General features: G+C 36.2%; 23 protein-coding genes, 2 riboswitches and 1 other annotated feature. Of the genes, 18 read left to right on the top strand and 5 right to left on the bottom strand.

Annotated elements, in window-relative coordinates:
- Positions 1-5 precede the first annotated feature (5 nt).
- Entirely contained in the window at positions 6-665 is a 660-nt protein-coding gene (thiE, locus tag ABH961_RS26115) for a thiamine phosphate synthase (protein ID WP_098078463.1), read from the top strand.
- 115 nt (positions 666-780) lie between these two features.
- Here thiE and ABH961_RS26110 read toward each other — a convergent pair whose 3' ends face one another.
- A complete protein-coding gene (locus tag ABH961_RS26110) occupies positions 781-2,094 on the bottom strand; it encodes an anaerobic C4-dicarboxylate transporter family protein (RefSeq protein WP_000498712.1) in 1,314 nt (437 codons plus the stop codon).
- A gap of 283 nt (positions 2,095-2,377) precedes the next feature.
- Positions 2,378-2,462: riboswitch (cyclic di-GMP riboswitch) on the top strand.
- Positions 2,463-2,605: 143 nt separating this feature from the next.
- On the opposite strand from ABH961_RS26110, the gene ABH961_RS26105 reads away from it, so the two are divergent.
- The 6 genes from ABH961_RS26105 to ABH961_RS26080 all read left to right on the top strand — a co-directional run bounded on the left by ABH961_RS26105 (position 2,606) and on the right by ABH961_RS26080 (position 9,354).
- Complete coding sequence (locus ABH961_RS26105) at positions 2,606-4,345, top strand: methyl-accepting chemotaxis protein (protein WP_098078070.1); 1,740 nt, start codon at positions 2,606-2,608, stop codon at positions 4,343-4,345.
- A 61-nt stretch (positions 4,346-4,406) separates the two neighbouring features.
- Positions 4,407-4,508, top strand: a riboswitch (TPP riboswitch).
- Between the two features lie 100 nt (positions 4,509-4,608).
- Complete coding sequence (locus ABH961_RS26100; protein ID WP_000082897.1) at positions 4,609-4,929, top strand: MTH1187 family thiamine-binding protein; 321 nt, start codon at positions 4,609-4,611, stop codon at positions 4,927-4,929.
- A complete protein-coding gene (locus tag ABH961_RS26095; RefSeq protein WP_048541932.1) occupies positions 4,901-5,674 on the top strand; it encodes an ABC transporter permease in 774 nt (257 codons plus the stop codon). Before ABH961_RS26100 ends, ABH961_RS26095 begins: the two co-directional genes overlap by 29 nt.
- A complete protein-coding gene (locus tag ABH961_RS26090; protein WP_048541931.1) occupies positions 5,671-6,669 on the top strand; it encodes an ABC transporter substrate-binding protein in 999 nt (332 codons plus the stop codon). Before ABH961_RS26095 ends, ABH961_RS26090 begins: the two co-directional genes overlap by 4 nt.
- Positions 6,666-7,415 carry an ABC transporter ATP-binding protein gene (locus ABH961_RS26085; protein ID WP_000016074.1) on the top strand — a complete coding sequence of 250 codons (750 nt, stop codon included), beginning with the start codon at positions 6,666-6,668 and terminating at the stop codon, positions 7,413-7,415. The genes ABH961_RS26090 and ABH961_RS26085 overlap by 4 nt, the downstream gene beginning before the upstream one ends.
- 394 nt (positions 7,416-7,809) lie before the next feature.
- Positions 7,810-9,354, top strand: a complete 1,545-nt coding sequence (locus tag ABH961_RS26080) for an ABC-F family ATP-binding cassette domain-containing protein (protein WP_098078466.1) — start codon at positions 7,810-7,812, stop codon at positions 9,352-9,354.
- 446 nt (positions 9,355-9,800) lie between these two features.
- Here ABH961_RS26080 and ABH961_RS26075 read toward each other — a convergent pair whose 3' ends face one another.
- Positions 9,801-11,825 carry a glycosyl hydrolase family 18 protein gene (locus tag ABH961_RS26075; RefSeq protein WP_098078468.1) on the bottom strand — a complete coding sequence of 675 codons (2,025 nt, stop codon included), beginning with the start codon at positions 11,823-11,825 and terminating at the stop codon, positions 9,801-9,803.
- Positions 11,826-12,347: 522 nt separating this feature from the next.
- Between ABH961_RS26075 and ABH961_RS26070 the strand changes: the two genes are divergently transcribed.
- The 8 genes from ABH961_RS26070 to ABH961_RS26035 all read left to right on the top strand — a co-directional run bounded on the left by ABH961_RS26070 (position 12,348) and on the right by ABH961_RS26035 (position 16,252).
- Complete coding sequence (locus tag ABH961_RS26070; RefSeq protein WP_098078471.1) at positions 12,348-12,719, top strand: DnaJ family domain-containing protein; 372 nt, start codon at positions 12,348-12,350, stop codon at positions 12,717-12,719.
- 10 nt (positions 12,720-12,729) lie between these two features.
- Entirely contained in the window at positions 12,730-13,044 is a 315-nt protein-coding gene (locus ABH961_RS26065) for a thioredoxin family protein (protein WP_048541922.1), read from the top strand.
- 13 nt (positions 13,045-13,057) lie between these two features.
- The gene (locus tag ABH961_RS26060; protein WP_060486913.1) at positions 13,058-13,309 is read left to right on the top strand and encodes a hypothetical protein; all 252 of its coding nucleotides are present in this window, start codon (positions 13,058-13,060) and stop codon (positions 13,307-13,309) included.
- Positions 13,310-13,434: 125 nt separating this feature from the next.
- On the top strand, positions 13,435-13,578 hold the full coding sequence (locus ABH961_RS26055) for a hypothetical protein (RefSeq protein ID WP_048541918.1): 144 nt from the start codon (positions 13,435-13,437) through the stop codon (positions 13,576-13,578).
- 80 nt (positions 13,579-13,658) lie between these two features.
- Positions 13,659-14,240 (top strand): TetR/AcrR family transcriptional regulator, encoded by a 582-nt coding sequence (locus ABH961_RS26050; RefSeq protein WP_048541915.1) that lies wholly within the window; start codon positions 13,659-13,661, stop codon positions 14,238-14,240.
- A gap of 66 nt (positions 14,241-14,306) precedes the next feature.
- On the top strand, positions 14,307-15,539 hold the full coding sequence (locus ABH961_RS26045; protein WP_098078473.1) for an MFS transporter: 1,233 nt from the start codon (positions 14,307-14,309) through the stop codon (positions 15,537-15,539).
- Between the two features lie 56 nt (positions 15,540-15,595).
- A complete protein-coding gene (locus ABH961_RS26040) occupies positions 15,596-15,847 on the top strand; it encodes a helix-turn-helix transcriptional regulator (RefSeq protein WP_002070345.1) in 252 nt (83 codons plus the stop codon).
- Positions 15,848-15,859: 12 nt separating this feature from the next.
- The gene (locus tag ABH961_RS26035; RefSeq protein WP_098078476.1) at positions 15,860-16,252 is read left to right on the top strand and encodes a hypothetical protein; all 393 of its coding nucleotides are present in this window, start codon (positions 15,860-15,862) and stop codon (positions 16,250-16,252) included.
- 45 nt (positions 16,253-16,297) lie between these two features.
- On the opposite strand, the gene ABH961_RS26030 is transcribed toward ABH961_RS26035, so the two are convergent.
- Both ABH961_RS26030 and ABH961_RS26025 read right to left on the bottom strand, forming a co-directional pair.
- Positions 16,298-17,581, bottom strand: a complete 1,284-nt coding sequence (locus tag ABH961_RS26030) for an MFS transporter (protein ID WP_000738835.1) — start codon at positions 17,579-17,581, stop codon at positions 16,298-16,300.
- A gap of 108 nt (positions 17,582-17,689) precedes the next feature.
- Positions 17,690-19,003: an alkaline phosphatase family protein gene (locus ABH961_RS26025; protein ID WP_098078478.1), complete on the bottom strand. Its 1,314-nt coding sequence runs from the start codon at positions 19,001-19,003 to the stop codon at positions 17,690-17,692.
- 154 nt (positions 19,004-19,157) lie between these two features.
- On the opposite strand from ABH961_RS26025, the gene ABH961_RS26020 reads away from it, so the two are divergent.
- A complete protein-coding gene (locus tag ABH961_RS26020) occupies positions 19,158-19,451 on the top strand; it encodes a YesK-like family protein (RefSeq protein ID WP_000383868.1) in 294 nt (97 codons plus the stop codon).
- Between the two features lie 93 nt (positions 19,452-19,544).
- Positions 19,545-19,752 (top strand) — a binding site (T-box leader).
- 46 nt (positions 19,753-19,798) lie between these two features.
- On the top strand, positions 19,799-21,229 hold the full coding sequence (gene proS / locus ABH961_RS26015; protein WP_048560111.1) for a proline--tRNA ligase: 1,431 nt from the start codon (positions 19,799-19,801) through the stop codon (positions 21,227-21,229).
- Between the two features lie 114 nt (positions 21,230-21,343).
- Here proS and ABH961_RS26010 read toward each other — a convergent pair whose 3' ends face one another.
- Positions 21,344-22,438 (bottom strand): cell wall anchor protein, encoded by a 1,095-nt coding sequence (locus ABH961_RS26010; protein WP_098078481.1) that lies wholly within the window; start codon positions 22,436-22,438, stop codon positions 21,344-21,346.
- Between the two features lie 232 nt (positions 22,439-22,670).
- On the opposite strand from ABH961_RS26010, the gene ABH961_RS26005 reads away from it, so the two are divergent.
- Positions 22,671-23,824: SH3 domain-containing protein (locus ABH961_RS26005; protein ID WP_404520354.1), on the top strand; the 1,154-nt coding region annotated here is incomplete at its 3' end.

Raw genomic sequence — 23,824 nt, 5'->3', positions numbered from 1 at the left:
ACTAGATGTCGCGTATTACAAAGGCTGACATGTCCAGGTTGTTATCAGTATATTTTATAATGGGAAGTAACAATTGTGCGAAGGAGCCACTACAAGTATTGAGAGATGCACTCGAAGGCGGTATAACAATTTTTCAATTTCGTGAAAAGGGAGAAGGTGCTTTAACAGGAGAGAAACGTATTTGTTTCGCGAAAGAACTACAAGCAGTCTGTAAAGAGTACGGTGTACCGTTCATCGTAAATGATGATGTGGAACTAGCTCTTGAGTTAGATGCAGATGGTGTGCATGTTGGACAAGATGATGAAGGAATTACTTCTGTTCGTGAAAAAATGGGTGATAAAATTGTTGGTGTATCTACACATACAATTGAAGAAGCACGCTGGGCAATTGAAAACGGAGCTGACTATTTAGGTGTCGGCCCTATTTTCCCAACGAGTACGAAAAAAGATACGAAAGCTGTGCAAGGAACGAAAGGTTTAACTTATTTTAGAGAACAAGGAATTACAATACCGATCGTTGGGATTGGTGGCATTACAATTGAAAATACAGCGTCAGTTATAGAAGCAGGTGCGGACGGCGTTTCTATTATTTCCGCGATTAGTTTAGCGGAATCTGCGTATGAAAGTACGAAGAAGCTAGTTGAGGAAGTAAATAGGGGTTTGTAGGAAAACGGAACTTCACAAAAATAGTAAAAAACATAATGGACAGTTAAAAATATTTAAACAAACGTTTGATTAAAAAAGCACAAACCCTTTAAAACTTTGGGTTTGTGCTTTTTCTTTAAAACATAATTGAAATTAAGAGCATTCCAATTCCGATAGAAGTGAATGTTGCGATTAGGCCTGGAATCATAAAGCTATGATTTAAAACATATTTACCAATACCTGTTGTACCAGTACGATCGAAGTTAATGGCAGCAACGATTGTTCCATAGTTTGGAATGAAGAAATATCCATTTACTGCAGGGAACATTGCGATTAGTAGCGCTGGTGGAATACCGAGTGATAATCCAAGAGGCATTAAAGCACGTACTGTTGCTGCTTGGCTATATAGTAAAATAGATAGAATGAATAATGCGATGGCAAATAGCCATGGTGCACTTGTTACTAGGTGCTGAATTGATCCTTGAATCATATTTAAGTTTCCGTTAAAGAAAGTATCTCCCATCCAAGCGATACCGAAAATAGCAACAACAGCTGTTGCCCCCGCTTTAAAGACGTTACCAGACACGATGCTTTCTACATTTGGTTTGCAGAAAATAATAATAAGAGCTGCGATAGTTAACATAACCATTTCAATTGTGTTTGGCATGGAAAGACGAATTAACTTCCCGTCAACCATCCATCCTGGACGAAGTGCTTCAAATGAACCGAGAAGTACGACAAGGAAAGTTCCCACTAAGAAAAGGATAACGGATAGTTTAGCGCCTTTTAAACCAACAAATTCTTTCTTCTCTTCAATTTTAGGAATCATTCCTTCTTTTAAACGTTTCAAGTATTCAGGGTCTTCATTTAATTCTTTCCCCATTTTGCTAGCAACAAATGCAGCTACCATACAAGCGATGAAGGTAGAAGGAATACTTACTTTTAAAATATCCAATAAGGTGATTTTATAGTCAGCTAGCATTGCTAAAAGTGCAACTGTTGCAGCTGATATAGGGCTAGCTGTAATTGCTTGTTGGGAAGCGATTACGGCAATTGACATTGGTCGTTCCGGCCTAATCCCAGATTCGCGAGAGACTTCTGCGATAACAGGAAGTACAGAATAAGCAACGTGACCAGTTCCTGCGCACAGTGTAAATAAATAAGTAACAATTGGAGCAAAGAATGTAATGCGCTTTGGATTTTTTCGCAATGCTTTCTCAGCTAGATGAACAAGGTAGTCCATTCCTCCAGCGGCTTGCAGTGCACCGGCAGCTGTAATTACTGCTAAAATCATAAGCATTACATCAATAGGAGGAGCTGTAGGTTGTAAGTGGAAGACAAAAACAAGTATTGCCATACCAACGCCACCCATTACTCCTAGACCAACTCCGCCTAGGCGTGCGCCAATAAAAATGCAGAGTAGTAACGTAAGAAATTGTAGCCAAAACATGATAAACTACCTCCGAAATTCATTAGTTAAGATATATTTGAATAATTTAATTTGAACGAAAATTAAAACAAATACTCAAAATAATCCTTGTGTTATATACATTTTTTATTATATAACACAAGAAATGTAACATTCACGAACTTTGTTAAGTTATTTCGAAAAAATAATACATTGAAACTTTACATTTGCATCTCTAAATAGGTAGACATTTTAATTCTTATGTTGTAATCTTTGATAGAGAATAATTTAATTCTCATAGAACTCCCATATCGTTCAACTCGTTCAGCGAGAAAGGCAAACTGATGGAAACATTAGGACGCAAAACTACAGGAGCTAAGGTCGAAAGGCTATGCTAGCCAGTTACCGGACGGATAGGGTTGGTCTTGACCAATGCTCTTTTCATTGGTCTTTTTTTTGTTTATAAACAAATGAGAGCCGTTATCGTTTATTAATAAGGTGTATATTTTAATAGCGTTACTTTATAGTAAGTTAATTAAGAAAGGTGATGTTAATGAGAAGGTGTTGGCATAAACTATCATTTCTTCAAAAAAATGTATTGTTAACTGTGTTAGTTATTTTGACGCTTGTCGGTACTATGGGAGCGTTAAGTTTTAACATGTTTCAAAATAGCATGATGTCTATATTTGAAAGGCATTCTTTTGAAACAGGGGATACGGTATTACATAAATTAGACGCAGAAATATTGAGAGATGTTGCAAAAGACCCAACGGCAGAAAGAGAAAAGAGAGAGAAGTTAACAGAGAAATTAGATGAATCAACGGAAGAATTGAACAGTGTTGGACAAACCTATATTGTTGGAGCGAAAAAAAATGAAAAAGGTGAGCTACAAATCATTGATTTATCTACAGGTTTAGCAAATGTTGTTGAAGTAAGGCCGGGAGAATATTATAAACAACCAGACCTTTGGATGAAAGCATATGATAAAGTAATGAGCACAAAAAAAGCAAACATGACAGAAGTATATGAAGACGCATTAGGAACATGGGTAACGATATTAGAGCCAATTAAAGATGGAGAAGGTAATATTGTGGCACTTGTTGCAGCTGATGTAGATGCTTCTATTGTTCCTAGTACAAAAGAAAAGTTCATTATACAAGGTTTAATGTTTATTTGTATTTCTGTTTTAATTGCAACTTTTATTCAATTCTTAATTGTGCGTAACGCACTTGCTCCATTGCGAGATTTACGTGAAGGATTGCGCAAAGTCGGTGAAGGTGATTTAAGTATTAAATTAGAGGAAAGACCAGATGATATTGGTATTATTAATGCGTATTTTAATAATACCATCGAGAAGTTTAAAGGAATTATAGATAAAGTGAAGCAGACAGCAGAACAGGTTTCCTCATCTTCACAAGAATTGTCAGTGAGTACGAAAGAGAATAGCATGGCAGTTAAAGAAATCGTAAGTTCTATGGTTGAGTTAAGAGCTGGAGCTCGGTTACAAGAAACTGCAGCACCACAGTATTTAGGCGCTGTATATGAAATGGAAGATAAGATGGAAGAGATAACGAATGCTGCAGAACAAATAGCGAAAGAGTCTGAAGGTACAAAGTATCATTCAGTAAAAGGAAATGGTGTTATTGAGCAGGCGATTAATCAAATGAACATAATACAAAATGCAGTACAAGATTTATCTTCTATCATCCATTCTTTGGAAACAAGATCAAAAGAAATTAGTGATATTGTAAATGTAATTACAGGTATTTCAAATCAAACTAATTCCCTAGCTTTAAATGCTTCTATTGAAGCTTCACGTGCTGAGGCAACCGGAAAGGGATTTGCTGTTGTTGCTGATGAAGTGCGTAAATTAGCAGAGCAGACGGAAGCATCAGCAAAAGATATAGCGAAATTAATAGGGGAAACACAAGTTGAAACGGAAGAAGCTGTTGTTTCAATGCAAAAAGCTTCAAAAGAAGTAGAATCTGGAATAAAACTTGTTGAAAGTAGTGGTGCTTTCTTTGAAAAAATTTCAAAATCAGCACAATCTGTTACAAATCAAGTTAGAGTTGTTTCTAGCAATTCAAGTGATATATTGCAAAATAGCCAAAATATTGTTCGTGTTGTAAATGAACTATCACTTATTGCAAATACGTATGCAAATAGTAGTAATAATATTGAAGAAAGTATGAAAGAGCAGGAAATGTCTGTACAAGATATTGCTGAATTAGCTAGTTCTTTAAGCTGGCTTTCACAGGAGTTACAAGAGTTAATAGGGGAATTCAAAAGTTAAATGAAATGATTATACGTGCTTTTGTTTGTTCAATAAAATAAATCATGCTACAATGAAAACGAATTAAGGACCGGGGAGCCAATTGGCTGAGAGGATGTAAACAAACATCGACCCTCAACCTGATCTGGATAATGCCAGCGTAGGGAGTTACTTAAAGTGATGTAGCATATGTTATTCTATAATAACTTGCATACAAGGCTTTCCTACGCAGTAGGAAAGCCTTTTCTTGTTTTAATATTTCATTTTATAAGGGGGATTTTACTATGTCACAACAAGTTACAATTTCATTTTCAGTAGTACCACAAGCGAAGAACAAAGATGTGTATTCTGTTGTTGATAAAGCAATTGAAGTTGTACAACAATCGGGAGTTCGTTATGAAGTAGGGGCAATGGAAACAACGCTGGAAGGAGAATTAGATGTACTTCTTGATATCATTAAACGTGCGCAACAAGCTTGTGTGGATGCTGGAGCAGAAGAAGTGATTACTTCTATTAAAATCCATTATCGTCCAAGTACTGGTGTAACGATAGATGAAAAGGTTTGGAAGTACCGTGATGAATATGCAAAACCAGAAGCAATCTAAAACAATTACAACAATTTGGCTTATCCTTCTCATAGCGATATGGGAAGGATCTGTTTCATTATTTAAAATTGAACCGTGGATTTTACCGAAGCCTTCTGCCATTGTTCAAGAATTAATTGGAATGAAAGATTTACTATTACCGAATACGATGCAAACGTTACAAGAGGTTCTAATTGGACTATTTTTTGCGATTTTAATTGGGACAAGTATTGCAATTATTATGGATGTTATCCCTTTATTTCGTATTTTAATAAATCCGTTGCTTGTTATTTCGCAAACGATTCCAATCGTTGTACTTGCACCGTTATTTATTATTTGGTTTGGATATGGAATGCTACCGAAAGTAATGGTAGTAATACTCGTTTGTTTCTTCCCGATTGCGCTTAGCATTTTAGAAGGTTTTCAAACGGTAGATAAAAATATGTTGAAGTTGTTGCAAACGATGAAGGCAACGAAATGGCAAGTTTACCAGAAAGTAAAGTTTCCAGCAGTGTTGCCATACTTTTTCTCAGGTTTAAAAATTGCAGTTACATATAGCGTAATGGGAGCAATTATTGGGGAATGGCTCGGTGCAAGTGAAGGATTAGGAGTTATGCTTACAAGGGCTACAAAATCCTTTTTAACAGCCCGAGTATTTGGTGTGGCAGCAATTATTGTTATGGTGACATTATGTCTGTATTTTATCGTGGAGTTTATGGCAAGAATAACAGCACCATGGATATATAGAAAGGACGGCAGAAAATGAAAAAAGGTTTAAAAGTTATGTTGGCTGCCTTATTAGCAGTAGGTGTAGCTGGATGTAATCCGGCGAAGAAAGAAGAAAGTGCAAGTAAAGATCAAAAAGTAAAAGTAGTATTAGATTGGTTTCCGAATACGAATCATACTGGCCTATATGTAGCGCAAACGAAAGATTATTATAAAAAGCAAGGATTAGATGTAGAGATTATTCAGCCAGGTGATAATGTGACAGCGGAGCAAATGATAGCTTCCGGAAAAGCTGACTTTGCAATAAGCGCACAAGAAAATGTAACGTTGGCTCGTGTGGAAGGTATTCCTGTTGTATCTGTAGGAGCAATCATCCAACATAATACTTCAGCTTTTGCATCACTTAAAAAAGATAATATGACGTCACCAAAAGATTTTGAAGGTAAACGTTACGGCGGCTGGGGAGGACCAGCAGAAGAAGCGACGTTGAAGACAATCATGGAGAAGCATCAAGCTGATTTTAATAAAGTTGAAAAAATCATCTTAGGACAAACAGATTTCTTTAAATCAATCGGTCGTGATGCAGACTTTGAATGGATATATTACGGATGGGATGGAATTGAAGCGAAGCGCCAAGGAAAAGAGTTAAATACGATTATGGTGAAAGACTTAGACCCAGCGCTTGATTTCTATAGTCCTGTTATTATTACGAGTGAAAAACATACGAAGCAAGATAAAGACTTTGTGAAAAAGTTTATGAGTGCAACGACAGAAGGTTATAATTTTGCAATTAAAGAACCGAAAGAAGCTGCTGATATTTTAATTAAAGCAGTTCCAGATGTGAATAAAGAATTAGTACAAGAAAGTCAAAAATGGTTAAGTACGAAGTATCAAGATGATGCAAAAGTGTGGGGAGTACAGAAGGAAGAAGTTTGGACGAATTACATGAATTTCTTATATGATAACAAAGTTATTAAGAAGAAAATTGATGTGAAAGATGCCTTTACAAATGAGTTCCTTCCAAGTGAAAAATGAGTGGATTACAAATAAAAGAGATCGTAAAAGCTTTTGATGGAAAGAATGTATTGGCAAATATTAGTGCTTCTATACGAGAGGGAGAGTTCGTTTCCTTTGTAGGACCGAGTGGTTGCGGGAAAAGCACATTATTAAATATGATTGCAAATGTTGAAAATCCAACAAGTGGGAATGTAACGTATAAGGATAGGCACGTACAAGAGCAAGATGTTGTAAGTTATATGCCGCAGCAGGATTTATTACTACCGTGGCGATCAGCTTTGCAAAATATAGTTCTTCCATTGGAAATCGAAGGGAAACCGAAAAAACAAAGGCTAACAGAAGGAATGGAAGCATTAAAGCAATTTGAACTAGATGAATATGCAGACCATTATCCAGATGAATTGTCTGGTGGTATGCGTCAAAGGATTAGTTTTCTGCGCACATATTTATGTGAAAAGCCAATTATGCTACTTGATGAGCCTTTTGGAAAATTAGATGCCTTTACAAAAATGGAAGTACATAGTTGGCTTTTAAACTCTTGGCACCAAGAGAAGCAAACAATTGTTATGGTTACACATGACTTAGATGAGGCAATCTTACTGTCGGATCGCGTATTTATTTTATCTCAAAGACCAGCATCAATAGTTGGAGAGGTACAAGTGAAATTACCTAGACCAAGAACGATGGATATGTTAACATCACTTGAGTTAAAGAAGGATAAGGAAGAAATTCTGAGAGTATTAGCTCCTTATATGAAAAAATAGAAAAAGCTCTTACCAGATTTAAATATAATTGCTGGTAAGAGCTTTTTTTATAGAACATGAAAAGAATGAGAAGGAACAAAAGAAAAAATAGAGAATAGAATATAACAGAGTAGTTTATACTCTTAATATAACAAATGTTAAAGGAGTGAAAGGATAAAATGACTTTATCAACTGTTCTTCAAATGGTTTTAGCTTGATACGGGAGAAGTCTGCCCATTTTTAACGATTAAGCTAAATTGAAGACAGCAGGTAAAGAACCTTAATCCTTTTTTACGATAATATGTAATGGGTAAGGTGTATTCACCTTACCCATTTTTTATATGCACAATTAAATAAGGATTTTTACTGTGCTCTCTATTTAGCTTATGAACCCATAAGTAGAGGAGAGAAAAAAATGAGTATATTAACAGTAGAAAATTTAAGTCATTCATATGGTGAGAAAACCATTTTATATAATGCGTGTTTTCGACTATTAAAGGGCGAGCATGTTGGGTTAGTTGGGAAAAATGGAATTGGAAAATCAACCTTGTTAAGGATTTTAACAGGAGAACTTATACATGATGACGGAAACATTGAATGGTTTCCACATGTGAAGATAGGCTTTTTACAGCAACATATGGATTTACAAGAGGGGATAACAATTGAAGGATACTTACAAAGTGCATTTTCTAATTTGTATAGGATTGAATGCGAAATGTTAAAAATTGCTGAAGAAATGAATGGAGCAGGAGAAGTAGAAAAACTGTTAGTAAAGTATGGAGAATTACAAACTATATTGGAAAGCTCTAATTTCTATCAAATTCATACAGAAATTGAAGAAGTAGCAATCGGTTTAGGTTTATTTGAAATAGGGTTGAAAAAGGATGTTTCAAAGTTAAGTGGAGGACAGCGAACAAAGTTATTACTTGGGAAGCTCCTTTTAGAAAAAGCTGATGTTTTATTGCTAGATGAGCCAACAAATTATTTAGATACAGCCCATATAGAATGGTTGCAATCGTATTTGAGACTGTATGAAAAAGCTTATGTGATCATTTCACATGACGAAGTATTTTTGAACAGTATTACGAATGTTATTTATCATCTAGAAGAACGGAAAGTGAAGCGGTACGTAGGAAATTATGAAAAATTTGTGCAAAGTTATCAATTGCAAAGGAAACAATTACAATCGGCGCATGCGAAACAGCAAAAAGAAATTGCTCAGTTAGAAACATTTATTCAAAAAAATAAAATTCGAAAAGCGAAACAGGCCAAAAGTCGAGAGAAAGTATTGGAGAAAATGCAAAGGGTTGAAAAGGTTAGTCATGTACCTCGATCCCGTTTTGATTTCAATGTTTATGAGGAGCCAGTGAGTCGCATATTACAGGCTGAAAAACTAAGGATAGGATATAGTTCTCCGTTATGTCCAGAATTGAATTTGCAAGTGAAAAAAGGAGAAAAGATAGCGATTGTTGGTCATAATGGAATTGGAAAAACGACAATGTTAAAAACGTTATTAGGTCAAATAAAGCCGTTAAGCGGTTCAATTTCTGTTGGAGAACGAGTAAATCCTGCTTATTTTGCGCAGGAAGAGTTTGCTTCAGAAACAACACCATTAGAAAAAGTTTGGGCAGAACGACCAGATATGACAAAGAAAGAAGTACGCCAAGCATTAGCAAAGTGTGGATTGAAAGAAGAACATGTATTAAAACCTATTCGTTTATTAAGCGGCGGGGAACAAACGAAAGTACGTTTATGTGAACTTATCGTAACGAAAAGCAATGTTTTAATTTTAGATGAACCGACTAATCATTTGGATATAGAAACAAAGAAGTCTTTGCAGGAAGCGTTACAACAATATAAAGGAACAGTTTTACTTGTCTCACATGAGCCTTCTTTCTATGAAGCATGGATAACAAAAGTATGGAATATAGAAGAATGGGATGCTGAACGATATGAATAAAGAAAAGGCATTAGCTTGTATAAGCTAATGCCTTTTCTTTGTGATTAACATGATTTTCGAGAACTCTTACATGAGAATTGTATGAAGAAGCACTCTTATGGTGCGCTTATAAGCGTGCTTTTTCTTATGTTATGTTTATATTTAGATGCCTTTCCCTAACAGGCGACTATCTTTCTTTATATATATAGATAGTTTGAAGTGGAATAAAAATAATTCCTATATGTAAAGGATAATGTGATTAGTATAGGAAGACAATAGAACTTAAAGGAAATTCATGTAAAATTCAGATGAACTTCACATGAACTTCATATTAGAAACTAGATATAATTATAATAGGTTATTGTAATGTTAATTTGTGATTTTTCATAAAATTAAAAGTTTGAATTTAGGATAGAGCACTCAAACCTAAATTCAAACTTTAGTGAAATAATTAATGGAGGTTACGCTTAATTTTCGCTAATGGATGCATTTACAAGTTTGGCGGGAGTGCCTGTTCCTGCCCCTCCGATTGTAACGGATCCACCAGGAGGGATTTCACCATTCCATCCTGCATTCGTAATTACGTAATGATTATTTATTTTACTACTAATTTTAGAATCCCAAACTTGTGTTAAATTGCCGTTATAATCAAATTCTAATTTCCAGTTTTTAATAGGGGTCGTTCCACTATTTTTAATTACAATCGAGAAGTTGTAACCACTTCCCCAATTTGAAGTGACTGAAAAGGTAGCATTACCATTTCCACCAGGGGGTGTTGTATCAGTATCATCTGTTTTTACAATGATAGAAGTAGGCTGTGATTTATTCCCGGCAGCATCTTTTGCTATTATTGAAAATGTGTATTCGGTATTAGATTTTAAGTTTTTGATTGTAATGCTATTTGTTGTTGTACTCCATTTCTCTTCTCCGGCAGTAATTTCATATTCTGTAACTCCTACGTTATCAGTAGATGCAGTCCAGTTTAATTGAACGGAGTTTGAATTTTTATTTGTAATAGCAATATTTTTTACGTTTGTTGGGGGCTCAGTATCTTTTTGAGTAATAGGTCCACCAAGTAATTCTTTTACTAACGTATCAAGCAATTTTGGTCCACTGCAACTATATTTTGGACTTGTACGGCAATCCCCGCTTAGTTCCCAAAACATCGCGCCACTTAGAACCTTTGTCTTTATATAGTCTGTTTTATATTTCATAGATTCGTTGTCATCATAGCTAATAAACGTGCCTGTAGTCGCATTATATAAATAAGGTACTTTCGCTACATCGTTCCAGTGGCGAACAAAACCATTTTTATTAACATAATTAGCTGCTAAATCACCATAATCATACACACCTGTGTCACCGGTAGAATAATCATCCCAAGTACCTTTAGAAGCGAGCTTTCCGTCACTACCTGGTTTACAAGGTTGGTATTGCCCATTATTTTCTTTTCCGCAACTTTTCCATCCACGTCCGTAAAAAGGTACACCTAATACGAGTTTATCCGCTGGAACCCCTTCATTTGTATAAATGTCTATCGCACCATCTACATAAAATTTTGTATCCGCTGCTGGGTCATTTTGATCTTTGTATAGTGCTGCATTATGGTTAGAAGTAGCTTCCCATCCACCGTGGAAATCATATGTCATAATATTAATCCAATCAAGTATTTGAGAGATCTTCTTTAGCTCTGTATGATCCGCATAACGTTGGCTTGCACCTGATGCGATTGTTAGTAAATATTGTTTCCCATCTTCTGCAGTAGCTTTCGTTAATGCATTTCGAACATCTTGAAGGAGTAGGGTGAAGTTTTGCTTATCTTCAGGACGATAACTACCACCAGGAATCGTTTCAACGCCCGGATATTCCCAATCTAAATCAACGCCGTCAAATCCATATTCACGAAGAAAAGCTACTGTAGATTCAGCGAATACTTTTCTTGTTTTTTCATCAGCTGCCATATCAGAAAAGCGGTTAGACCAAGTCCAGCCACCAACTGAAATAATTGTTTTTAAGTGAGGATACTTAGCTTTTAATCGTTTCAGTTCTCCGAAATTTCCACAACGGGCGTATTTATCACAATCTTCCCAAGTTGTACCTGATCCCGGATAAGATTTTGTGACATCAGCCCATGGTTCACCGAGTACGAGAGTGCCATTAGGAACCTCTTTATTTTGCAGTGGTACACCAGACTCTTTACAGTTCCACGTTTGTTTATTTGGATTATCGGGGTGAGTAGAAGGGTTTCCATGTTTTCCATTCCAGCAAATATCAGCGAAAGCATAGTTTAAATGAGTTAGCTTTGATGCATCAATGTCTGCAACTTGATAATTACGTCCGTAAATGCCCCATGAAGGAAAATACCCAACAATTTTTTGACCTTGCTTTGGTGAATCTGCTAATGCAACATTTGGAGTAATAAAGTTTGTAAGAAAAAGAGGTAAGAAGAGTAGTAGGGATAGTAATAGCAGTGTGAATTTTTTGGAGCTCATAGTCATTTCTCCTTTCAAAATAAAAGATATATTTAAAGGCATGCGCCAATAAACCAAAGTGAAGCTAGACGTATGAAACGTCTAGATAAAGTGAAACTTTAATCAGTGGGGGGCTTCATCCCCCACTGATTATCAGCCCTCACCAATCGGACTTTTATGGGGAGCCCCACCCCCACCTAACTTCTTTGCTTTCGCTAAATTTTGAGGTGGGGGTCTTACTGCCCATTAAAGCGGGATAAAAATGATCAGACATCACGAAGTCTATACAAGGGAGCTGGGGGTGATTAAATCGTAGCAAATGTAAGATTTGGTGTAAACGCTTTATTTGATTCGCAAAGATTTTCTCAATATGAAATGGCTCTAATACAGACTACACATGAAAATAAAATATTGATTAGGGAGGAAAAGGCTCCTTGTAATTAAATTTGAGAAAAAATTGTATGAAGTCAATTTGTAATAGCGTAGCAAGATGAGAAAATATCATGTAAAATAATAGTAAAAATATGTAAAGGAGCGAATGGTGTGGATGTCTTTTTGAACATTGCTGAAGAAAAAATTCGACAAGCAATACGGAATGGAGACCTTGATCATATTCCGGGAAAAGGAAAACCACTACAATTAGAAGACCTTTCAATGGTACCTCCAGAACTTAGAATGAGTTATAAAATCTTAAAAAATGCGGGTATGATTCCAGCAGAAATGGAACTACAAAAAGATATATTAAAAATAGAAGACTTAATTGCGTGCTGTTATGATGAAGCAGAGAGAAAAAAATTACAAGAAGAGTTAACGGCAAAAACGCTGCGTTTTCAGCAGGTAATGGAAAAGAGAAAGATTAAAGAGAGTTCAGCTTTTCGTATGTATCAGGATAAAGTATTTCGTAAATTACGCTAAGAGGGATAAGATGAATACATTTGAAACGATAGAAGAATTAGCGACATATATTGAAGGACAACAATTAGTACTGCTCTTTATTAAAACGGAAAATTGTGGTGTTTGTGATGTTATGCTAAGAAAAGTAAATGGTCTATTAGAGAATTATGATTACGTAGAGAAAGTAGAAATATTACTACAAGACATGCAAGAGATCGCGGGGCGATATGCAGTATTTACAGGACCAACAGTTTTATTATTTTATAATGGAAAAGAGATCCTTCGTGAATCGCGCTTCATTTCACTTGAAAATTTAGAGAGAACCATTCAATTATTCGAAGATTAAGGGAGGCTTTTATATGGAATTTATTATTGTCATACTATTATTTGTTGTAGTTGGAACGATCGTAACGGCAGTTCGATCAAACAAAAAGAAGGTAAATCTTACGAAACAAAATAACATTCATAATTCATCTAACAGTTCGTCACCATTATTTTTCTTTGCTGGATCTGATAATGATAGCTCGCATGGAGGTTCACATGATTGTGGAGGATCTTTCGGTGGAGATAGCGGAGGCAGCTGCGATGGTGGCGGAGGTGGCGGTGATTGATGGAAATGCGCCTTATATAGGCGTATTTCTTTTTAAACAAACGTTTGATTAGTTGGCTTACATATGCATAAAAACAGTTAAACAAACGTTTGATTAATATTTTTAATGTACTAAGGGGAATAGAAATGAAAAGGGAACCGAAAGTGAAAAATAAGGGGAAAGTAGTGTTATTTTTATTAGCTGCGGGAGGCGTATTTCTTGTTAAATTAGGATTTAAAATTGGAATAATACATATGATTCGAACGTGGTTTGAAAGTGCGTTTTTTTAAATAAGGAATATAGCCTCTTGTAATAGAGGTTTTTAATTTGTTATTGTTAGACTGAACGGTCGGTTTAAAGAGGTGTAAATATGAGAAGAAGTGCAGAAGAGATAAAGAAAGAAATTGCATATAAAGCAGAAAGTCTGTTTTCACAGAAGGGTTATGCAGCTACATCTATGGAAGAGATTTGTGAAATTACAAAGCGAAGTAAAGGAAGCATTTATTATCACTTTAAAAGTAAAGAAGAATTATTTTTATTTGTAGTGAAACAGCATACGTATGATTGGCTTGAAAAATGGAATGAAAAAGAGAAGTTGTATAGTACGAATACTGAAAAACTATATGGTCTCGCGGAATATCATGTCGAGGACATACAGCAACCCATTTCAAATGCAATAGAGGAATTCTCTATGAGCCAAGTTGTAAGTAAAGAGATTTTGGATGAACTATTGGCTTTAACTAGAGAATCATATGTTATGTTTGAGAAACTAATTGAAGCAGGTATACAGTCTGGAGAGTTTCGGGAAGATAGTACGCGCGACCTTATGTATATTGTGAATGGATTATTATCAGGGCTTGGAGTACTTTACTACGAGTTAGATTATAAAGAGCTGCAACGTATTTATAAAAAGGCAATAGATGTATTGTTAAAAGGAATGGCAGCTGAATAATAAGTCAGTTGCTTTTCTTACAAAACAAATTAGACCGAACGGTCGGTTTATGAAAGGGGAATGAAAATGAACGCTTTATTTAAAAACCGAGCATTTATGCTCGTTATGGCATCTGATATTTTACAACAATTTGCAATTTGGATTAGAAATATGGCTCTTTTGTACTTCATAATGGAGCGAACGAATAATGATCCAGTTTCAGTTTCTTTGTTATCGGTTATGGAATATGCACCTATTTTTATTTTCTCGTTTATCGGTGGGGCGTTAGCTGATCGCTGGAATCCGAAAAGAACGATGGTTGCTGGAGATGTATTAAGTGTACTGTCTATTGTAGGAATTGTCTTGTTGCTAAAGCTGGATTATTGGCAGGCTATATTTTTTGCAACACTCATTTCCGCGATTGTAGGCCAATTTTCTCAGCCATCATCTTCGCGTATATTTAAGCGCTACGTAAAAGAAGAACAGGTAGCAAATGCAATTGCATTTAACCAAACATTACAGTCATTATTTATGATTTTTGGACCAGTGGTAGGATCGCTTGTGTATACACAACTTGGTTTATTTACGTCACTATATAGCTTAATCATTTTATTTTTGTTATCTGCTATTGCTCTTTCGTTTTTACCAAAATGGGTGGAACAAGAGCAAGTGGCGAGAGATTCATTAAAAAATGATATAAAAGAAGGTTGGAAATACGTTCTTCATACGAAAAATTTACGTATGATTACGATCACTTTCACCGTTATGGGCTTAGCTGTTGGACTAACGAATCCATTAGAGGTATTTCTTGTAATAGAGCGCCTTGGAATGGAAAAGGAAGCAGTTCAATATTTAGCTGCAGCTGATGGAATCGGTATGTTAATCGGTGGTATTGTTGCTGCAGTTTTCGCTTCAAAAGTGAACCCGAAAAAGATGTTTGTATTCGGTATGAGCATATTAGCAATGTCATTTTTAGTAGAAGGGCTATCTACATCATTTTGGATTACTAGTTTCATGAGGTTTGGAACAGGTATTTGTTTAGCTTGTGTTAATATCGTTGTCGGTACGCTTATGATTCAACTTGTACCAGAAAATATGATTGGCAGAGTAAATGGAACAATTTTACCACTGTTCATGGGGGCAATGTTAATTGGAACTTCACTAGCTGGAGGGTTGAAGGAGATGACCTCACTAGTTACTGTATTTTGTATAGCAATGGCACTTATTTTATTTGCGATAGGGCCAGTTCTACGCATGCAAATAAATAAAGAAGATGTCGCTAATAAAGAGGAACTAATAAATTCGTTAGCTTCGAAATAACCATTGTAAGGGAGCAGGATTGCTCCTTTTTCTTGTGGCAATCTTTTGACAATGAAATGCCCCAACTATATACTGATGATGTAAAAACGATTTTACAGGTTAGGAGAAATGGTGTGAAAAATCAAATCTATGAATTACGCACTGAAAATAATATTTCACAAGGTGCATTGGCTGATAAGTGTAAAGTTTCTAGACAGACGATAAATGCAATTGAGAATAATAAATATGATCCAAGCTTAGCGTTAGCATTCCGTTTAGCTGAAGTATTAGGAACAACTGTTGATAAACTATTTTTGTACAAGCTGTAGGGGGAGTAGTTGTTGGGGAAAGAGAAAATAAGCCTTGTAGTTACGGCATTAGTAGCTATAAGTACGTTAGTGTTTGCACTTTATTATTGGTTAACTGAACTTCAAGTAAACTGGTATGCACTATTTATTTGTAGCATCGCATTACATTATATATTTAAAAGTTTGGCATCGCATAATGTGGAAGGGATAACGGAGGAGAAAGAAGATGTAGAAAAACATGTATTAAAAATAAGTGCAAATGTTACGTATTATGTACTTGTTGTATTAATTTTTGGTTTGTTTTTCGCATCGGTAGGTTTTAATAAATGGATTGATTTTCATAACATACCGCTTTTGTTTGCGTTATGCGCTGCGATAGTTGTAAAGCCGGCTGTAGAATTTTTAATTGTAAGACGTTATCGCTAAAAATAAAGAAAAAGATCCTCTTCTCATGCGAAGAGGATCTTTTTCTTATAGCGTTTTAGTTTTTGGACTAGGTGGTGTAACGGATGTATCATTTTCGGGAACTCTAGTTAGTAAGAATCCACCGATAACGAACAGTACAATAATACTAAGGACACCAGCGTTTGTTTTTCCCGTTAATTGCGTTGTAACACCGACTAATACGGGACCCATAATTGCCGCGAATTTACCAAAGATATTATAAAATCCGAAGAATTCATTTGCAGATTCTTTTGGTACTAGTTTTGCAAAATAGGAACGACTAAGTGCTTGAATACCACCTTGAGAAGTGGCAACTAACATTGCTAAAATCCAGAAATCGAGTGTCGTTTTTAAGAAATAAGCATATATGCAGATAATGATATAAATAATAATACCGACGTATAGCATTTTTTTACCTGTAAATGTTTCTGATAACTTTCCGTATAATAAGGCGAATGGACAAGCTACAATTTGTGTGACAAATAAGATGATTAATAGATTCGTTGCACTAATACCGAGATCTGTTCCGTAAGCGGTAGACATAGTAATAATTGTATCGACCCCGTCAATGTAGAAGAAGTAAGCGATTAGGAACATAAATACAGTTTTATATTCTTTAATATTTTTAAAAGTATCAGCAAGACGTTTGAAGCTCATTGCAATTGGTCTTGGATGACGTTCAATATAATGTGTTTGCTCTACATTTTTTAGCATTGGAATTGTAAATAATCCCCACCAAAGAGCTGTTATTGCGAACGAAATTTGACTAGCAATGCCGACTGATAAAGGGATAGTTCCTTTTTGAGCAAGGATAATAAGAGCGATACAACCGATAAAAGGAATTGTGCTCCCAATATAACCTAATGCAAAGCCTCTTGTAGAAATTCGGTCCATTCTATCTTTAGAGGTAACATCTACTAAAAATGCATCATAAAAAATGTTTGCTCCCGCAAAACCGACTAATGCGAGCATATAGCAGCCTAATAATAAGTACCACTGAGACGTTGGGACGACTGCTAGCATACTTGTAAATACGATACCGAGTCCAAAGAAGAATGTGAAAAATCGTTTTTTAAATCCTTTATAATCAGCAACTGTGCCGAGAATAGGAGCAAGTATAGAAATTAAAAGTGTAGCGAAAGAGTTTGCATATCCCCAATATGCCGTTGAAGTTGCACCAGATAGTCCGGCTTCTTTTGCAGCTGCTTTAAAGTAAATTGGAAATAATGCAGTGGTAATGACGAGCGAATATACCGAATTCGCCCAATCGTATAATATCCAGCTTTTTTCTTGTCTGGACATTTTTTTCATATAATGTTCCCCCTTAAATTTGTTCTACTAACAGTGTACAAAAATAAAAATTATAAAAAGAGAAACAGTGATGATTTTTACATAATCTTTACATATATACACAGTTCTTTACAATTGAAGTAAATCCTCTACAATTGATCCGTCTGTTTCACCTAAGTGTAAACCGAGTAGTCTAGCGATAGTTGGACCTTCATCAATAAGTCTCATATACGGAATGGTAACGCCGCTTTTTATCCCTTTCCCAGCAGCGATAAAAATTGTTTCATAGTTAGGTTTTGTTGGAGAGTATCCATGCGTACCAAATGTATATTTTTTACTAGGCGTAACATCTTTTTCAGTAATTTCTTTTATAAAATCGCCTGTATAGTTTTCAGTGAAATAATATCCTTCTTGTGCTTCCAACATAAATAAACAATTACCATCTGCACCGCAGTCTTTTGCAGCTTCATCATGAAGCATAAATTCAATACCGTTTTGTTTATTTTGAAGTAACTCTTCAAGTAGTAGTTGTACTTTTCGAATTGTATCCGTATCATTTTTGTCCTTCACATATACATAGGCAGAGCCGTCGCAACTTTGGCAATAGACCTTCCAGTCTACTAATTTTCCTTTTGAATTTATAGATATAAGCCCTTTTTGATGAAATAGTACATTTAATTGAATGGCTTTGTTTTCACTTAAAGCGCTATGATCACCGAGAGCGATAATTGTACTTTCTTCGTATAGGTCACTGTCCTTTAAAGCTTGAATAATTTTTCCTAGCCGTTCATCATGTCTATGGATAGCAGCTATTGTTTCGTTAGATTCAAAGCCGTGATAGTGTCTTTGAGTGTCTAAATCGGTGAAATGTACAAACATGACATTAGGCTTCTTCGTCTGGATTGTATGCACAGCAGAAGCAAGTACGAAATCATCGAGTTCAGGCTGTGATAAGCCATTTCTTATATGACCAAAACGCTGATTCAAATCTAATTGATATAGCGGGCTACCGCTAAATAATGAAACTAAGATTTGATTTTGCCACGGTCTATTTGGAAAAATTTCAGGTAAATTGTAATCAATATTTGCTCTGCCGGTAACAGGCCATAGAAGGGCAGCTGTCGTTAAATTTGCTTTATGTGCTTCATCGTATAACGTTGTGCCTTTAATGGATTTTCGGTACCAATGCCAATCTGGTGACTCGCGTCCAGGTTGAAGTAACGTATTGCTAACTACGCCATGTTTATTAGGGTAGTTTCCAGTAACGATTGTTGAGTGACTTGGATATGTTACAGAAGGATAAATAGGTTCCACTTTTCTCGCTATCGCGCCCTTGTTTATTAATGTTTGGAAATTAGGAAGTTTTTGTAATATAGGAAAATCTAAAGCTGATAAGCAATCGAAAGATAAAATAATGACGTGATTTGTTAATGCTTTATCCATAAAGTTCCCTCCTGATTATATAAAACCTATTCTTATATATTACTATTAATACCTAGTAATAAAAATATATTTCTAGGTAAAAATTTATTATTTATTTTCAGAAAAATTAAACATATAATTAAGTATAAGGGAATGAATGGAAGGAGGGAATACTATGGATTGGCTAGATGGATTTAGTATCTTTTACATCATTGGGGGAATTACGATTATCCTTGTATTTGCTATTTCGTATTTACTAAAGAAACGGTTTCCAAACAAACAGTTCGATATTATATTTGCACTTAGTTTAATACTTCTTTGCTTAGCATCCTTTCCGGTTACAATGATGGTGATTGGTGGATGGGAAGGAATGGGATATGGATTTATTGGTTTCTTCGTTCTACTTGGTACACTTATCGGTATGATTGCACATCAACTGGTAAAAATCTCGCGAAAAAGCTACGTATAAAACTGCAGAAAATGAAAAGAATATATAAAAATGAGAAAATTAGCTATTGTTTAAAAAAAGAATTTGTATTATGATAATCAACAAATTTATTTCGTTATAACGATGAAAAAGGACTAGTACATGTTCAACCTTTTTAGCAGAGAGAGAATCCGCCAGGCTGAAAGATTCTTAAAAAGGCGATATGGAACCTACCTTTGCGTTCTGCATATGCAGCGGGAATTTCCCGTTATCAAAAAGAGAGCATGCACAATTTTTTGTGCATGAATCAGGGTGGTAACGCCGGCAAAGCTCGGTCCCTATTTAGGGACGCGGGCTTTTTTGTATTTTCAAAAGGAGGAAGACTGACTATGGCAAAAGAACAAGTACAAGCGATTACGAAGATGGAAGAGGATTTTGCACAGTGGTACACAGATATTGTAAAAAAAGCAGAACTTGTTGATTATTCAAGTGTAAAAGGATGTATGATTCTACGCCCGTACGGTTATGCCTTATGGGAAAATATGCAGAAAGTTATGGATGAAAAGTTAAAAGCAACTGGTCATGAAAATGTATATATGCCAATGTTTATTCCAGAAAGTTTATTGCAAAAAGAGAAGGATCATGTAGAAGGATTTGCTCCTGAAGTAGCATGGGTGACACATGGCGGGGATGAAAAATTAGCGGAGAGGCTTTGTATACGGCCTACATCTGAAACTTTATTCTGTGAGCATTTTTCAAAAATTGTGCAATCCTATAATGATTTGCCAAAGCTATATAATCAGTGGTGTTCAGTAGTTCGTTGGGAGAAAACAACGAGACCATTCCTTCGTACAACGGAATTCTTATGGCAAGAGGGTCATACAATTCATGAAACAGCAGAAGAGTCGCAAGCTGAAACGTTACATATTTTAAATCTATATGCTTCTTTCTGTGAAGATTACTTAGCGATACCAGTAATTAAAGGGCAAAAAACAGAAAAAGAAAAGTTTGCAGGAGCAAAGGCAACTTATACGATCGAAAGTTTAATGCATGATGGGAAAGCACTTCAAACAGGAACATCCCATAACTTTGGAACGAATTTCTCTGAAGCATTTGATATTAAATTTTTAGATCGCAACGGTAAGTGGCAATATGTACACCAAACATCTTGGGGTGTATCAACAAGAATGATAGGTGGACTTATTATGGTTCATAGCGATAATAATGGTCTTGTAATGCCTCCTAAAGTCGCACCAGTACAAGTTGTTATTGTGCCGATTGCTCAGCATAAAGAAGGAGTTTTAGCGAAAGCAACAGAGTTACAAGAACATATTCAAAAGGTTGCACGAGTAAAAATAGATGCTAGTAATAAAACACCAGGCTGGAAATTTAATGAGTATGAAATGAAGGGCATTCCAATTCGATTAGAAGTTGGTCCTAAAGATATTGAAAAGAATCAAGTTGTACTTGTTAGAAGAGATACGAAAGAAAAAGAATTTATATCAATGGATCAATTAGAAAAACGTATTCCAGCACTACTTGAGGAAATTCATAATTCTTTATTTAATAAAGCAAAAGTATTTCGCGATGAGAATACGTATAGTGCGACGAATTTCGAAGAGATGAAAAAAGTAGCTGATGAAAAGCAAGGATTTATTAAGGCAATGTGGTGCGGAGAATTAGCTTGTGAAGAGAAACTAAAAGAAGAAGTTGGAGTATCTTCTCGCTGTATGCCTTTTGAGCAAGAACATTTAGCTGACGAATGTATTTGTTGTGGTAAAGAAGCTAAACAAATGGTGTATTGGGGAAAAGCGTATTAATGTTTTTTTGATAGGTGATAAAAAGGACTTTGGGCTGCATAATAAAATGCAATCCAAAGTCTTTTTTAGTTTTGCAATTTGTTTCATGTATGTTTTAGATGGAAGGATGTGTTTTTATTTTGCATTTTTACGGCGAATAAATAGTAACATACCGATTAGGAATGTTGAAAGTCCCATTAAAATAGATGTAGGATAATGTGTTGCCGTATTAGGTAACTTATCGCCTTGTTTTTTCGTATTATCTTTTACATTGCCGCCTTGGGATCCGTTGCCACCTTGAGAACTGCTATCGCCTTTAACGCGGTTGCCGCCTTGAGAGCCATTACCACCTTGAGAACTGCTATCGCCTTTAACACGGTTACCACCAGAGCCACTGCCGCCAGAGCCACTGCCACCAGAGCCGTTGCCGCCAGAACCGTTACCACCGGAACTGTTGCCACCAGAACCACTGCCACCAGAACCACTGCCACCAGAACCGTTGCCACCAGAACCACTGCCACCAGAACCACTGCCACCAGAACCGCTACCACCAGAACCGTTGCCGCCAGAACCGTTGTCACCAGAGCCACTGCCACCAGAGCCATTGCCACCAGAACCGTTGCCGCCAGAACCGTTGTCACCAGAGCCACTGCCACCAGAACCGTTACCACCAGAGCCATTGCCACCAGAGCCATTGCCACTAGAACCGTTACCACCAGAGCCATTGCCACCAGAGCCATTGCCACCAGAGCCGTTGCCACCAGAACCACTGCCACCAGAGCCGTTGCCGCCAGAACCGTTACCACCGGAACTGTTGCCACTAGAACCACCGCCATCAGAACCGTTGCCACCAGAACCGTTGCCACCAGAACCACTGCCACCAGAACCACTGCCACCAGAACCATTGCCACCAGAGCCGTTGCCGCCAGAACCGTTACCACCGGAACTGTTGCCACTAGAACCACCGCCATCAGAACCGTTGCCACCAGAACCGCTGCCGCCAGAGCCATTGCCACCAGAGCCATTGCCGCCCGAGCCACTATCGTCCTGAGAACCATTGTTTCCTGGTGGTTTATTATTATCTTTTGAGTTGCCTTCTGCTAAATGATCGTTATTTTGTACAATCGCGTTTGTTACTGGAGAGAAGTTGTCTGTTGCTGCATTACCGATATTTAAACCACTAAAAAAAGATAAAGAAAGAGTTGATGCTAAAATGAAGATTTTTGTCATTGATTTCCTCCTGAAAAATTAATATTCCATCTAAAATACATCCCTTTGTAATATTTCATAGGAGATATATTTTTATGCAAAAAACTATATAGATAAGATGTTCACAAATTTTATGGTTATATTTAGATATTCAAAATAAATATTTCGGAATGATATGTTAAGATTAATAGTAAGAAGAATAAAAAAGGGAGGGCTGAAGAATATAGGATTTCTTATATTCTTATAAAAAATTATGAAACAAACAACAAAACAAATAATAACAGGTACATTTCTAGCGACAGCAACATCTTTTATTTCGACGCATGCCTTTGCAGAAAGTGATAATTTAGCGACAGTAAATGCAACAAACTTAAATATACGTGAACAACCTACAACTCAAGGGAAAGTTATAGGAACAGTAAAAAAGGGAACAAATGTACAAGTTTTAAGTAAGGAAAAAGAATGGGCTAAAATTTCTCATGATGGAAAAGAGGGGTACGTCACATTACAATTTTTAGGATTTTCGAATGGAAATCCAAACGTTGAACAAAAACAACAATTAACGATTAATAATGGACAAAAAGAAGAGGGAATTGTTACGGCAACTCGTTTGAATGTACGTAATAGTCCAGCTCTAGGTAGTTCAATGATTGGCTATGTTCAAAAAAATGAAAAAGTAACGGTATTAGGAAAAGCGAACGGCTGGGCAAAGATTGAATATAAAGGAAAAGAGGGATATGTATCTTTAGAGTTTTTAAAATTTGGAGATGCAATTCAAACACCTGACACTTCTGGCCAAAAGCAACTGCAACCAACAATCAAAAATGGAACGCAAGAAGTAGGAACAATCAATGCAACAAGCTTACGAGTAAGAAGCGCAGCGAATACAAGTAGCTCGGTTTTAGGGAACCTAAAAAATGGTGAAAAAGTAACAGTACTAGGAAAAGCGAATGGTTGGGTGAAAATAAGCTATCAAGGAAAAGAAGGTTATGTATCGTTAGAGTTTGTGAAAATTGATGGCAACACAGAAGAGATAAAAAAGCCGGAACAACCGAAAACATCAGATGCAACGATTAAAAATGGAACGCAAGAAGTAGGAACAATTAACGCGACAAGCTTACGAGTAAGAAGTGCGGCGAATACAAGTAGCTCGGTTCTAGGAAACTTAAAAAATGGAGAAAAAGTAACAGTACTAGGAAAAGCAAACGGCTGGGCGAAAATCAGCTACCAAGGAAAAGAAGGCTATGTGTCGTTAGAGTTTGTGAAGTTAGAAGCAGGAAAACAAGAAGAAAAGCCAGCGGAAGACATTACGAATGGAACGCAAGAAGTAGGAACAATTAACGCGACAAGCTTACGAGTAAGAAGTGCGGCGAATACAAGTAGCTCGGTTCTAGGAAACTTAAAAAA

The organism is Bacillus sp. RC251, assembly GCF_044908765.1.
GTDB classification, from domain to species: Bacteria; Bacillota; Bacilli; order Bacillales; family Bacillaceae_G; genus Bacillus_A; species Bacillus_A wiedmannii.
This window is presented reverse-complemented; position numbering and strand designations above follow the sequence as displayed.

What these genes read in the sequence shown, in the direction of transcription:
- thiE (WP_098078463.1), top strand. Translation starts at nt 6, where the DNA reads ATGTCGCGTATTACAAAGGCTGACATGTCCAGGTTGTTATCAGTATAT.
- ABH961_RS26110 (WP_000498712.1), bottom strand. Translation starts at nt 2,094, where the DNA reads ATGTTTTGGCTACAATTTCTTACGTTACTACTCTGCATTTTTATTGGC.
- ABH961_RS26105 (WP_098078070.1), top strand. Translation starts at nt 2,606, where the DNA reads ATGAGAAGGTGTTGGCATAAACTATCATTTCTTCAAAAAAATGTATTG.
- ABH961_RS26100 (WP_000082897.1), top strand. Translation starts at nt 4,609, where the DNA reads ATGTCACAACAAGTTACAATTTCATTTTCAGTAGTACCACAAGCGAAG.
- ABH961_RS26095 (WP_048541932.1), top strand. Translation starts at nt 4,901, where the DNA reads ATGAATATGCAAAACCAGAAGCAATCTAAAACAATTACAACAATTTGG.
- ABH961_RS26090 (WP_048541931.1), top strand. Translation starts at nt 5,671, where the DNA reads ATGAAAAAAGGTTTAAAAGTTATGTTGGCTGCCTTATTAGCAGTAGGT.
- ABH961_RS26085 (WP_000016074.1), top strand. Translation starts at nt 6,666, where the DNA reads ATGAGTGGATTACAAATAAAAGAGATCGTAAAAGCTTTTGATGGAAAG.
- ABH961_RS26080 (WP_098078466.1), top strand. Translation starts at nt 7,810, where the DNA reads ATGAGTATATTAACAGTAGAAAATTTAAGTCATTCATATGGTGAGAAA.
- ABH961_RS26075 (WP_098078468.1), bottom strand. Translation starts at nt 11,825, where the DNA reads ATGAGCTCCAAAAAATTCACACTGCTATTACTATCCCTACTACTCTTC.
- ABH961_RS26065 (WP_048541922.1), top strand. Translation starts at nt 12,730, where the DNA reads ATGAATACATTTGAAACGATAGAAGAATTAGCGACATATATTGAAGGA.
- ABH961_RS26060 (WP_060486913.1), top strand. Translation starts at nt 13,058, where the DNA reads ATGGAATTTATTATTGTCATACTATTATTTGTTGTAGTTGGAACGATC.
- ABH961_RS26055 (WP_048541918.1), top strand. Translation starts at nt 13,435, where the DNA reads ATGAAAAGGGAACCGAAAGTGAAAAATAAGGGGAAAGTAGTGTTATTT.
- ABH961_RS26050 (WP_048541915.1), top strand. Translation starts at nt 13,659, where the DNA reads ATGAGAAGAAGTGCAGAAGAGATAAAGAAAGAAATTGCATATAAAGCA.
- ABH961_RS26045 (WP_098078473.1), top strand. Translation starts at nt 14,307, where the DNA reads ATGAACGCTTTATTTAAAAACCGAGCATTTATGCTCGTTATGGCATCT.
- ABH961_RS26040 (WP_002070345.1), top strand. Translation starts at nt 15,596, where the DNA reads ATGCCCCAACTATATACTGATGATGTAAAAACGATTTTACAGGTTAGG.
- ABH961_RS26030 (WP_000738835.1), bottom strand. Translation starts at nt 17,581, where the DNA reads ATGAAAAAAATGTCCAGACAAGAAAAAAGCTGGATATTATACGATTGG.
- ABH961_RS26025 (WP_098078478.1), bottom strand. Translation starts at nt 19,003, where the DNA reads ATGGATAAAGCATTAACAAATCACGTCATTATTTTATCTTTCGATTGC.
- ABH961_RS26020 (WP_000383868.1), top strand. Translation starts at nt 19,158, where the DNA reads ATGGATTGGCTAGATGGATTTAGTATCTTTTACATCATTGGGGGAATT.
- proS (WP_048560111.1), top strand. Translation starts at nt 19,799, where the DNA reads ATGGCAAAAGAACAAGTACAAGCGATTACGAAGATGGAAGAGGATTTT.
- ABH961_RS26010 (WP_098078481.1), bottom strand. Translation starts at nt 22,438, where the DNA reads ATGACAAAAATCTTCATTTTAGCATCAACTCTTTCTTTATCTTTTTTT.